General features: G+C 73.6%; 10 protein-coding genes. 1 reads left to right on the top strand and 9 read right to left on the bottom strand.

The window, feature by feature from the left end; genetic code table 11:
• Window positions 1-7 precede the first annotated feature (7 nt).
• Window positions 8-847: a siderophore-interacting protein gene (locus WA788_RS11250; RefSeq protein WP_335975424.1), complete on the top strand. Its 840-nt coding sequence runs from the start codon at window positions 8-10 to the stop codon at window positions 845-847.
• Window positions 848-989: 142 nt separating this feature from the next.
• Here WA788_RS11250 and WA788_RS11245 read toward each other — a convergent pair whose 3' ends face one another.
• The 9 genes from WA788_RS11245 to tatA form a co-directional block, all read right to left on the bottom strand.
• Entirely contained in the window at window positions 990-2,195 is a 1,206-nt protein-coding gene (locus tag WA788_RS11245; RefSeq protein ID WP_335975420.1) for an NAD(P)/FAD-dependent oxidoreductase, read from the bottom strand.
• Window positions 2,192-2,386, bottom strand: coding sequence for a ferredoxin (locus WA788_RS11240; protein ID WP_335976251.1), 195 nt, complete (start codon window positions 2,384-2,386; stop codon window positions 2,192-2,194). The genes WA788_RS11245 and WA788_RS11240 overlap by 4 nt, the downstream gene beginning before the upstream one ends.
• Window positions 2,387-2,518: 132 nt before the next feature.
• Window positions 2,519-3,751: a cytochrome P450 gene (locus WA788_RS11235; RefSeq protein WP_335975416.1), complete on the bottom strand. Its 1,233-nt coding sequence runs from the start codon at window positions 3,749-3,751 to the stop codon at window positions 2,519-2,521.
• A gap of 110 nt (window positions 3,752-3,861) precedes the next feature.
• On the bottom strand, window positions 3,862-4,479 hold the full coding sequence (locus WA788_RS11230; protein WP_335975412.1) for a TetR/AcrR family transcriptional regulator: 618 nt from the start codon (window positions 4,477-4,479) through the stop codon (window positions 3,862-3,864).
• Between the two features lie 155 nt (window positions 4,480-4,634).
• On the bottom strand, window positions 4,635-5,870 hold the full coding sequence (locus tag WA788_RS11225; protein WP_335975410.1) for an acyltransferase family protein: 1,236 nt from the start codon (window positions 5,868-5,870) through the stop codon (window positions 4,635-4,637).
• A 287-nt stretch (window positions 5,871-6,157) separates the two neighbouring features.
• Entirely contained in the window at window positions 6,158-8,977 is a 2,820-nt protein-coding gene (locus WA788_RS11220; protein ID WP_335975407.1) for a DEAD/DEAH box helicase, read from the bottom strand.
• Between the two features lie 71 nt (window positions 8,978-9,048).
• Window positions 9,049-9,936, bottom strand: a complete 888-nt coding sequence (locus tag WA788_RS11215) for a diacylglycerol kinase (protein ID WP_335975402.1) — start codon at window positions 9,934-9,936, stop codon at window positions 9,049-9,051.
• Between the two features lie 161 nt (window positions 9,937-10,097).
• Window positions 10,098-11,045, bottom strand: a complete 948-nt coding sequence (gene tatC, locus WA788_RS11210; protein ID WP_335975397.1) for a twin-arginine translocase subunit TatC — start codon at window positions 11,043-11,045, stop codon at window positions 10,098-10,100.
• A 112-nt stretch (window positions 11,046-11,157) separates the two neighbouring features.
• Window positions 11,158-11,433, bottom strand: a complete 276-nt coding sequence (gene tatA / locus WA788_RS11205) for a Sec-independent protein translocase subunit TatA (RefSeq protein ID WP_335975395.1) — start codon at window positions 11,431-11,433, stop codon at window positions 11,158-11,160.
• Between the last annotated feature and the right edge of the window lie 160 nt (window positions 11,434-11,593).

Raw genomic sequence — 11,593 nt, 5'->3', positions numbered from 1 at the left:
CGCATCGATGGCGGACCGACCGCAACGCAGGACCCCCACCCCGAAGCGCGCGACCGTGCTGCGCGCCGAGCGGATCACCCCGCACATGGTCCGGGTGGTGCTCGGCGTGGACCCGGCCGCCCCCCTGGAGGTCGGGGAGTACACCGACCACTACGTCAAGCTGCTCTTCCCGGCCGAGGGCGAGACGCTGCCCGAACCGCTGGACATGGAGGCACTCCGCCGCGACCTGCCGCGCGAGCGCTGGCCGCGCACCCGTACGTACACCGTGCGCTCCTACGACGCGGCGACCCGCGAGCTGGCCGTGGACTTCGTGGTCCACGGCGACGAGGGCCTCGCCGGACCGTGGGCGGCCTCGGCCCGGCCCGGCGACGTGCTGTACTTCATGGGCCCGGGCGGCGGGTACGCCCCCGACCCGGCCGCCGACTGGCACCTGCTCGCCGGCGACGAGAGCGCGCTGCCCGCCATCGGCGCCGCGCTGGAGCGGCTGCCGGCCGACGCGGACGCGAAGGTCTTCGTCGAGGTCTCCGGGCCAGAGGAGCAGCAGAAGCTCACCGCCGGGCCGGGCGTGGACGTGGTCTGGCTGCACCGCGGCGACGCGCCCGTCGGCGCGGCGCTGGTCGAGGCCGTCACCGGGCTGGAGTTCCCCGCCGGGAGCGTGCAGGTCTTCGTGCACGGCGAGGCGACCTTCGTCCGCGAACTGCGCCGCCACCTGCGGCTGGAGCGCGGTGTCCCCCGCGAGGGCCTGTCCGTCTCCGGGTACTGGCGCCGCGGCAAGGACGAGGACGGCTGGCAGTCCTCCAAGCGCGAGTGGAACGCGGAGATCGAGCGCGAGCAGGAAGGCGCCTGAGCGAGCAGCCCGCGCCTGAACCCCGCCGATCCCACGGCCCTGCCCGGCACCGACTGACGTGCCGGGCAGGGCCGTTCGCATCCGCCGTGCCGCCGGCGCCGCACACCGGCGCCGCCCCGGCGCCGCGCGCCCCGGGCGCCTGTCACGGCACGGGCAGCGCCTCCTCCCACGCCGTACGGCCGGCCACCGCGGTCCGCCACTGCCGCAGGGTCCGCGGCGGCATGCCGACCCCGAGCACCCCGGTGACCCGGCCCCCGCTGCCGTAGGCGACGAGGAACCGCCCGGCCGCGAGGTCGCCGTCGACCACCCGCGCCTGGCTGCTGCCGCGCGGCAGACCGTACGCCTGGACCTTCAGGTCGTACTGGTCGGACCAGAAGTACGGGACCGGGGCGAAGGGCCTGGGCTCCTGCGGGCGCAGCAGGTTGCGGGCGGCGGCCATGCCCTGCTCGGCGGCGTTGGTGCGGTGCTCGACGCGCATGGGGGTGCCGAACAGCGGGTTGAACCAGCGCGCGACGTCCCCGGCCGCGTACACCCCGGGGGCGGCGGCGCTGTACTCGTCGCACTCGATCCCGTCGGCCACGCGCAGCCCGCTGCCGCGCAGCCACTCGGTGTTGGGCAGCGAGCCGATCGCCACCAGCACGTCGTCGGCCGGGAGAAGGGCGCCGTCGGCCAGCCGCACCCCCGTCACCCGGCCGCGGGCCTCCTCGACGGCCGTGACCGCGACGCCGGTGCGCAGGTCCACCCCGCGATCGCGGTGCAGCTGCGCCAGGCGCCCTCCCACCTGCGGCCCGAGCAGGTGGGCCAGCGGTACGTCGGCCGGTTCGACGAGGGTGACGGCCGCGCCCAGGGTGCGGGCGGCGGCGGCCACTTCGGTGCCGAGGAAGCCGCCGCCCACCACGACCAGGCGCCCTCCGGCGGCCAGCCGCTCGCGCAGGGCGAGCGCGTCCTCCAGGGAGCGCAGCACGTGCAGGCCCTCGGCCCCGCCCGGGCCCAGCCGCCGCGGACGCACCCCGGTGGCGATGACCAGGCCGTCGTAGCCGAGTTCGGCGCCGTCCGCCAGGGTCACCGTGCGGCCGACCACCGACAGCGCCGCGGCCGCCACGCCGAGCCGCAACTCCACGTCCAGCGCGTCCAGTTCGGCTGGTGCGCGCAGCGCGGTGCGCTCGGCCGGCCACGCGCCGGCCAGCACCTGCTTGGACAGCGGCGGCCGGTCGTAGGGCAGGTGCGGCTCCGCCCCGACCAGGGTCAGGGCGCCGTCGTACCCGTCGCGGCGCAGGGCCTCGACCGCCGCCAGACCGGCGGCCGACGCCCCGACGACCACCACGCGGCGCGGGGCGGCGCCCGTCACTCACTCACCAGCCGGATCACGGCGGCCGGGCACAGCGCGGCCGCCTCCTTGACGTCCCCGTACCGGTCGGCGGCGGGCCGGTCGGTCAGGATCTCGACGATGCCGTCGTCGTCCTGGTCGAAGACGTCGGGCGCGGCCAGGACGCACTGGCCGGACGCGACGCACTTGGGCTGGTCCACCTCGACCCGCAGGTCTGCACTGGTGTCGGCGCTCATGGGGAACCTCGCTTTCGAAGGGCTCTGGAAGGGCTCTCGACGGGCTTGCGGCCGGATTGCCGGCGGGTCGCCGGCGGGTCGCCGGCGGATTTTCGGGCGGGGCAGCCGCTACCAGGTGACGGGGAGTTCGTAGACGCCGTAGACCAACCCGTCGTGCTTGTACTCCAGTTGGTCGGGGTCCACCGCCAACCGCAGCGTGGGGATGCGGGAGTACAGGGTGCTGTAGACGACCTGGAGCTCGACGCGGGCCAGCGGCTGGCCGAGGCACTGGTGGACGCCGAAGCCGAAGGCGACGTGGTGCCGGGCGTCGCGGGTGAGGTCCAGGCGGTGCGGGTCGGGGAAGGCGCGCGGGTCGCGGTTGGCGACGTCCCCGGCGAGGATGACGCCCTCCCCGGCGCGGATCACCTGGCCGTCGAGCTCGATGTCCTCCAGTGCCACCCGGCGCCGCCCGGAGTGGGTGATGGTGAGGTAGCGCAGCAGTTCCTCGACGGCGCCGGCGACCACCTTCGGGTCGTCGGTCCCACGCAGCAGGGCGAGCTGCTCGGGGTGGCGCAGCAGCGCGACGGTGCCGAGCGCGATCATGTTCGCGGTCGTCTCGTGTCCGGCGCTGAGCAGCAGCACGCCCATCTGCGCGGCCTCGCGCCGCGTCATCTGCCCGGTGTCCACGCGCTGCCCGGCGAGCTTGGAGAGCAGGTCGTCGCCGGGTCGGGTCAGCTTGTCGCCCAGCAGGTCGTCGAGGTAGTCGATGAGCGCGGTCTGCGCGGCGACCACCTCGTCCGGGGTGGAGGTGCGGCGCACCACGACCCGGGTGTTGCGCTGGAAGAAGTCGTGGTCGGTGTAGGGCACGCCGAGCAGTTCGCAGATGACCAGGCTCGGGACCGGGGTGGCGAACGCCTCGACGAGGTCGGCGGGCTTCGGGCCGGCCAGCAGGCGGTCGATGAGGTCGTCGACGATGGCCTGCACCGACGGGCGGAGCGCCTCGACGTTCCGGATGGCGAACGGCCCGGTGACCATGCGGCGCAGCCGTGCGTGCTCCGGGTCGTCCATGGTGATGAAGGTGCGGCGGACCCGGTCGCTGACCTGGCCGGCTGCGTTGCGGAACGGGAAGCCGTCGTGGGTGGTGTCGGAGCTGAGGCGGGGATCGCCGAGCAGGGCCCGCAGCTGGTCGTAGCGGGTGACGATCCAGGGGCTGGTGCCGTCCCATATCCGGGCCCGGGCCAGCGGGGCGTCCTCCTCTTGCAGGGCGAGCAGGGAGGGCGGCGGGTCGAACGGGCACCCGCTCGCGCGGGGCGCGGGGTAGGCGAGGTGTTCCGACGGTGCGGCGGTCGAGGTCTCGGCCATGGGTTCCTCCTCGGCAGAGCGGCCACCCAACATCCCTAACGGCGTTAGGTGCCATGGGCAACGATATCGACCCCGTGTGTCACATCAACACCACGAAGTGACCACCGTCGCTATCCGGCCATCACCCGGTCGAGCAGGTCGTCCGCCCGGCGCGCGATGATCTCCCGGTCCGCCTCGAAGGGCAGCGCCATGGAGATGGCGACGATCCCGTGCAGCGCCGACCACAGCAGCAGCGCGTCCTTGCGGTCCCGCTCGCCGCACGGGTCGGCGCTCCGGCAGGCGGCGACCGCGTCCTGCCACACCCCGGACAGCAGCCACACCGGGTGCTGCGGGGAGTGCTCGCGCGGCGCCGCCACCCGCTCCAGGCCGAACATCAGCCGGTAGCGGGTCTGGTTCTCCAGCGCGAAGCCGCAGTAGCGCTGGGCCATCGCCCGCAGCGCGGCCGGCGGCCCGGCCGCCTCCGCCCGGTCCCAGGTCGCGCGCAGGTCGGCGACGAGCGTCTCGTACGCCTCCTGGGTCACCGCCGCCACCAGGTCGGAGCGGTCCTTGAAGTGCAGGTAGATGCTGGGTGCGGAGATCCCCACCTCCCGGGCGACCGCGCGCAGCGACACCGCGTCCTCACGGCCGGCCGCCGCCAGCAGCCGTCCGGCCGCCGCCAGGATCTCCGCCTTCAGCGCGCCGCCTTCCCCCCACTGGCTGGGCGTGCGCCGCTTGAACCCCTCCGCCATCCCCGCTCCTTCCGCCGCGCTCCCTCCTATCAAAGCTGACCGAATTCCCCCACCCCCGCGCAAGGCGCTCTTGCGCGGGCCGGCCGCACCCGCACTCCCGTGACGGGTGCGGGTGCGGGTGCCGGTGCGGTGCGGGTGCGCGGTGCGTTGCGGTGTCAGCCGCCCGCGGCGGCCGTCGCGGCCGGCTCCCGGGCCGCCGCGGTGGCGGGGGTGCCGCGCCGGCCCTTGCCGCCGCGCTGCTTGAAGCGGCGGCACGGCTCCTCGACGAGGAAGTACGACGCCAGCGCCATGATGAAGGTGGCGAGCAGGGTCGACGGGAAGAGCATCCGCCGCACCCCCAGGTCGCTGAGCAGGTGCATCAGCGGGTAGTGCCACAGGTAGAGGCCGTAGCTGAGGTTACGGCCGATCCAGGCGAGCGGCGCGATCGAGAGCACCTTCGCCAGCGGTGAGCCGGGCAGCAGTTCCAGCGCGGTGAGCAGCACCACCGTGAGCAGCGCGGTGACGAGGAACCCGACGGTGTACTCCGGCGCGATCCAGGCGCTGTGCCCGGTGATCTGGACCTGCCAGACGATCAGGCCCAGCAGCACGAACGCGGGCACCCACAGCCGTGCCGCCCAGGTCCGCAGCTTCTCCCGCCAGGGGTCGTCCGGGGCCAGCCGGGCCAGCAGGATCGCCAGTACCGCGCCCGCCAGCAGCTGGTCGGCCCGGGTGTCGGGGCCGTTGTAGATGCGGTGCGCGGCCTGCGCGTCCCACAGGTGGAAGCGCCACAGCAGGGGCAGCAGGGTCAGCACCGCCGCGGCGATCAGCACCGTACGGGCCCGCAGCCGGCGCAGCAGCAGGAGCAGCACCGGCGGCCACAGCAGGTAGAACTGCTCCTCGACGCCGAGCGACCAGGTGTGGCCGAGCGGCGCGGTGACGCCGGAGTAGGCGCCGGCCTGGGCCGCGCGGACCAGGTTGACCAGGGAGAAGGCGGACAGCAGCGCCGCCGAGACGCCGTGCCGGAAGGACTGGAGGGGCGCGAAGCTGAGCAGTGCGGTCATGACGCAGACCACCAGCAGCGCGGGCACCAGCCGCCACCAGCGGCGCCGGTAGAACTGCCACAGCCCGATGCCGCCGGTTCTGGCGAACTCCGCGAGCAGCAGCCGGGTGATCACGAACCCGCTGATCGTGTAGAAGATGTCCACCCCGATGGAACCGCCGGGCACCTTGTCGGGGTGGAAGTGGTAGATGATCACGAGCATCACGGCCAGGGTGCGCAGCCCGTCGATGCCGTCGACCCGCTTGCCGGGTGTCCGGACCGCCGAGGGGAACGCCTCGGCCTCCCGTCCTGCTGGTACCGCCTCTCGTCGACCGCTGTGCTGCCGCGTGTGGATGGGGGGTTGGCTGCTCACGCAGGTACCGCTTCCCTGCTATCGCTGATAGATGTCAAATGCACTCGCCTCAGCCAAGCAGTGCTTTGGTAAACGGCCAATAAAACGGAACCGGTCCCTCACACGATCCTCACAGCTCAACGCCCGGCCGGCGGACCGCCGCGCAGGTCACACCGGCGCACCGGAAAATCCCGGCAGTGCCAACTCACAGGAAGCGCAGAAGGAGTTGGCGACCGGCACCGGAACGGCCGCGGCGGGCCGCCCGGTTCGGGCGGCCCGCCGCGGCCGTCAACACCGCGTGGTGAACTTCACCCCACCGAGGAGTACGCCACCACGCCCCGCAGCAGCCCGTCCACGGCCTTGCGCGCGTTGCGCCGCACCGGGCTGTCCTCCGGCGCCGCGTTGCCGATCTGGCCGAGCACGTCGATGAGCTGCTTGCACCAGCGCACGAAGTCCCCGGCGGGCATGTCCGCGTCGGACAGCACCGCGTCCAGGCCGTGCCCGGACGCCCAGCGGTAGGCGGGCCAGGCGAAGCCGAGGTCGGGCTCGCGCTGGCCGACGCCCTCAGTCTGGCTGATCCGGTGGTCCTCCTCCAGCGCGTCCAGCCGGCCCCAGATCCGCACCATCTCGCCGAGCGCCGCCTTCGCGTTCCCGGTCGGGAGCTTCGGCAGCACCGAGTCGTCGGACTGCCGGGACTCGTAGACCAGCGCCGAGGCGCACGCGGCGAGTTCGGCCGGGCCGAGCCCGTCCCACACCCCGTCGCGCAGGCACTCGCTGGCCAGCAGGTCCAGTTCGCCGTAGAGCCGGGCCAGCCGGCGCCCCTCGGGGGTGACGGTGTCGCCGTCGAGGTAGCCCAGTTCGCCGAGCACCGCGCAGACCCGGTCGAAGGTGCGGGCGATGGTGTTGGTGCGGCCGGCGATCCGCCGCTCCAGCTGCTGGGTGTCGCGGCGCAGCCGCTGGTAGCGCTCGGCCCACCGGGCGTGGTCCTCGCGGTCCGCGCAGCCGTGGCAGGGGTGCGCGCGGATCTCGGCGCGCAGCCGGGCGATCTCGGTGTCGTCGGCGGCCGCCGAGCGCTGCTTGCGGTGCCGGGAGGGCGCCGCCCAGCCGGCGGTGCCGGCCTTGCTGCGCATCGCCGAGGCGAGGTCGCGCCGGGACTGCGGGCTGCGCGCGTTGAACGACTTGGGGATGCGCATCCGGTCCAGCGCCTCCACCGGCACCGGGAAGTCCAGCTGGGCCAGCCGCTTGACCTGGCGCTCGGCGGTGAGCACCAGCGGGCGCGGCCCGTCGTGGTACTCCTCGCCGCGCCGGTGCCCCGTGACCCGGCCGGCGGGCACCCCCGGGTCCAGCACGAGCGCGAGCCCGGCGTACTTCCCCGCGGGCACGTGGATGATGTCGCCCGGCTTCAGCTTCTCCAGCGCCGCCGCGGCGGCGGCCCGGCGCTGCGCGGCGCCCTGCCGGGCGAGGTCGGCCTCGCGCTCCTTCAGCTCGCGGCGCAGCCGCATGTAGGCGTCGAAGTCGCCGAGGTGGCAGGTCATCGACTCCTGGTAGCCGTCGAGTCCCTCTTCGTTGCGCTGCACCTGCCGGGCGATGCCGACCACCGAGCGGTCGGCCTGGAACTGCGCGAAGGACGTCTCCAGCAGCTCCCGGGAGCGGTGCCGCCCGAACTGCCCGACGAGGTTGACCGCCATGTTGTACGACGGCTTGAACGACGAGCGCAGCGGGTACGTCCGGGTGCCGGCCAGGCCGGCGACGGCCCCCGGGTCGAAGCCGCGCTGCCACAGCACCACCGCGTGGCCCTCGACGTCGATGCCGCGGCGCCCGGCGCGGCCGGTGAGCTGGGTGTACTCGCCGGGGGTGATGTCGGCGTGGGTCTCGCCGTTCCACTTCACCAGCTTCTCCAGCACCACCGAGCGGGCCGGCATGTTGATGCCCAGCGCCAGGGTCTCGGTGGCGAACACCGCCTTGACCAGGCCCTTGACGAACAGCTCCTCGACCACCTCCTTGAAGGTGGGCAGCATCCCGGCGTGGTGGGCGGCGATGCCGCGCTCCAGACCCTCCAGCCACTCGAAGTAGCCCAGGACGTGCAGGTCCTCGTCGGGGATGGCGCGGGTGCGCTCCTCCACGATGGACCGCACCCGCAGCCGGGCGTCGTCGTTGTTCAGCCGCAGGCCCGCGTACAGGCACTGCTGGACGGCCGCCTCGCAGCCGGCCCGGCTGAAGATGAAGGTGATCGCGGGCAGCAGGCCCTCGCTGTCCAGCCGGTCGATGACCTCGGCGCGGCTGGGCGTCCAGATCCGGCTGCGGGCGCGCCGCTCGCGCTCCCGGTCCGCCTCCCGGCCGCGGCGGCCGCGCGGGTAGGTGCGCTGGTTCTCCATCCGGGCGAGCCGTTCGAGGTCGGCGTTGACCTCGCGGCGCCCGCCGGGGTCGGCGGGCCCGGACTTCTCCTCGAACAGGTCGTACATCCGCCGCCCGGCCAGGACGTGCTGCCACAGCGGCACCGGCCGGTGCTCGGAGACGATCACCGCGGTGTCGCCGCGTACGGTGTCCAGCCAGTCGCCGAACTCCTCCGCGTTCGACACCGTCGCCGACAGCGACACCAGGGTCACCGACTGCGGCAGGTGGATGATCACTTCCTCCCACACCGCGCCCCGGAAGCGGTCGGAGAGGTAGTGCACCTCGTCCATCACCACGTAGCCGAGGCCGTCGAGGGCCGGGGAGCCCGCGTAGAGCATGTTGCGCAGGACCTCGGTGGTCATCACGATCACGGGCGCGTCGCCGTTGACGCTGTTGTCACCGGTGAGCAGGCCGACCTTCGCGGCGCCGTAGCGTTTCGCCAGGTCGTTGTACTTCTGGTTGGACAGGGCCTTGATGGGCGTGGTGTAGAAGCACTTGCGGCCCTCGGCCAGGGCCAGGTGGACGGCGAACTCGCCGACGATCGTCTTACCCGAGCCGGTGGGGGCGGCGACCAGGACTCCGCTGCCGCCCTCCAGCGCGCGGCAGGCGTCTATCTGGAACGGGTCGAGGCCGAACTCGTAGAGCTCGCGGAACTGCGCGAGCGCGGTGGCGTTCTCTGCGGCGCGGCGACGGCTGGCGGCGTAGCGCTCGGCTGGCGACATCTCTTCGGTCATCTCCTGCACGAGCCTACCCGGGGGCACCGACACCGTGCGTGATCTTTACCGCCCGACTCCCGCCGGGGGGCTCACACCAGCAGGTGCAGGGCGCCCGGTACGGTCCGCGCGGTCAGCGGCAGCGGGCCGAGCGGCTCCCCGTCGGCGTACCCGGTGACGCCCGCCGCGCTCAGCCGCACCCGTGCCGCCCGGTGCACCGTGACCACCGGGTGCGCGGTGTGGGTGCCGCGGTAGACGCGGGGGAAGACCCGCAGCAGCGTGGTGCGGCTGCACGGGCCGACCACGCACACGTCGAAGAGTCCGTCGTCGGGCCGCGCGCCGGCGCAGATGCGCATGCCGCCGCCGTAGGAGGTGCCGTTGCCGACGGCTATCAGGGTCGCCTCCACCTGCTGCTCGGGGGCGTCGTCGAAGGCCACCGTGTAGGGGATCGGGCGCAGCGCGGCCAGTTCGGCGAGCATCGCCGCGTCGTAGCGGAAGCGGCCGCCAGGGAAGCGCATCCGGTTGCCCCGGTCGTTGACCCGCGAGTCGAAGCCCGAGGCCAGCACGGTGCCGAACCAGGTGTCGCCGACCCGTCCCAGGTCGATCCGGCGGGTACGGCCCTCGGCCAGCGCCCGCGCGAGGGTCCGCCCGGCGGCGGCCGGGTCCTTCACCGGCAGGCCGTTGGCCCGCGCGAAGTCGTTCCCCGTGCCCACGGCGACCACGCCCAGCGGCGTGTCCGTGCCCGCCACCGCCTGGAGCGCCAGCGACACCATCCCGTCGCCGCCGACGGCCACCACCGCCCCGGTGCCGTCCGCCACCGCGGCCCTCATCCGCGCCACCGCGTCGGCCGCGTCCGCGCCGACCTCCTCCCGCACCTGGAACCCGGCCGCCCTCAGCTCCCCCGCCGCACGCCCGCCCGCCGCAGCGGCCCGCCCCCGCCCGGCCGCCGGATTCACGGCCAGCGTGATCTCCCTGCCCACCCCCGCGCTCCCCTTCCCCCGGGCTGACCGCCCCTTGCGTTACGTGTGTGCCCGCGCCCCGGCGACGGCGAGCCGCCAGAACAGGGGCGCGGGGAACGGCGCGACCAGCCCGCCACCGGGGCGCACCCGGAAGACGAACAGGACCCCGCGGCGGGGAGCCGCTACGTGGCGTCGCCGTAGTCGTCGTCGGAGGTGCGGCGCTCCGCGTCGGCGTCGAACGGCTGCGCGGCAACCTGCTCGGGGACGTAGTCGAGGCTGGACGCCTCGTCGGGGTCGAGCGAGAAGTCGGGATCGGCCGAGCGGCGGCGGTCCCGGCGGCGGTCGTTGAAGAAGCAGACGATCATCGCGAGGAAATACAGCAGCACGATGGGCGCGGCGAGCAGCGACATCGACAGCGGGTCACCGGTCGGCGTGGCCACGGCCGCGAAGACGGTGATGCCGATGACCATGCCGCGCCACCACCCGAGCATCCGCCGCCCGGTGACCATGCCGGTGAAGTTCAGCAGGACCAGCACCAGGGGCAGCTCGAAGGCGAGGCCGAAGACGATGATCAGCCGGGCCACGAGGTCGAGGAAGTCGTCCAGCGGCAGCAGGTTCGTGGTGTCGCTGGGGACGAACCCGATCATGATCCGCGCGGTCTGCGGCAGGATCTCGTACGCGAGCACGGCGCCGGCCAGGAACAGCGGCACACCGGCGGCGACGAAGCCGAGCGTGTAGCGCTTCTCGTTCTTGTGCAGCCCGGGCGCGAGGAAGGCCCACAGCTGGTAGAGCCACACCGGGGAGGAGACGACCACGCCGGCCATCAGCGAGACCTTCAGCGCGATCGAGAAACCGCCGAGCAGACCGCTCACGGTCATCTGCGCGCACGCCTCGGTGTGCGTCTTCTGCTCGGCGGTGGGCACCGCGCCGTTCACACAGCGGACGTTCGCCGGGATGCGGTGCTGGAGCAGTTCGATGATGTGCTTGTAGAACACCGCCGCCACGATCGTGACGACGAGGATCGCCAGGACCGACTTGAACAGCCTGTTGCGCAGCTCACGCAGATGGTCCGCGAGGGGCATCCGGCCCTCGGGGTCCTTCGTCACCTGCTTGCGGGCAGTCTTGAGCACCCACGTCCTCGTCTCGTGCGGCAGCCGCCACCGGAGCACCCGGTCCCGGCTTGGTCCTTCACCTGTCGCCGGTCGCCGCGGGGGACGGCCGGGCGGCGGTAACGGTCTCGGATCAGCTCTGGCTGGTGGTGCGGGCCGGCTCGCTCACCGGGCGCGCGCTGGCGGTGTCGCCCGGGGCGGACTGGATGGTACGGGCGGCGGTCTGCGGCGCGGCGGCACCGTCGGCCTGCGCGGTGCTGTCACTCTTCATCGCCTTGGCCTCGCTCTTGAGGATGCGGGCGGACTTGCCGACCGAACGCGCGAGGTCGGGAAGCTTCTTCGCGCCGAACAGGACGACGACGACGGCGATGATGAGGAGGATTTCCAGGGGTTTCAGGTTGCTGAGCATCGAAGGTCCACCTTCTCACCTTGGCGGCGTGGTCCGTGCGCCCACGGTCCGGAGCCGGGCGGGTGCCCGAAGCCGTGCCGCGCGGTGATCGTAGCGCGCGGCTGCGGACGGCGACGTAAGCACCGTCGTCCACCCGGCTGCGGCCCGAGTCGCGCCTGGT

Source organism: Streptomyces sp. CA2R106 (genome assembly GCF_037034245.1).
GTDB lineage: Bacteria > Actinomycetota > Actinomycetes > Streptomycetales > Streptomycetaceae > Actinacidiphila.
This window is presented reverse-complemented; position numbering and strand designations above follow the sequence as displayed.

Excerpts from the sequence above, each read along its gene's own strand:
- WA788_RS11250 (WP_335975424.1), top strand. The coding sequence starts at position 8 with ATGGCGGACCGACCGCAACGCAGGACCCCCACCCCGAAGCGCGCGACC.
- WA788_RS11220 (WP_335975407.1), bottom strand. The coding sequence starts at position 8,977 with ATGACCGAAGAGATGTCGCCAGCCGAGCGCTACGCCGCCAGCCGTCGC.
- WA788_RS11235 (WP_335975416.1), bottom strand. The coding sequence starts at position 3,751 with ATGGCCGAGACCTCGACCGCCGCACCGTCGGAACACCTCGCCTACCCC.
- tatA (WP_335975395.1), bottom strand. The coding sequence starts at position 11,433 with ATGCTCAGCAACCTGAAACCCCTGGAAATCCTCCTCATCATCGCCGTC.
- WA788_RS11230 (WP_335975412.1), bottom strand. The coding sequence starts at position 4,479 with ATGGCGGAGGGGTTCAAGCGGCGCACGCCCAGCCAGTGGGGGGAAGGC.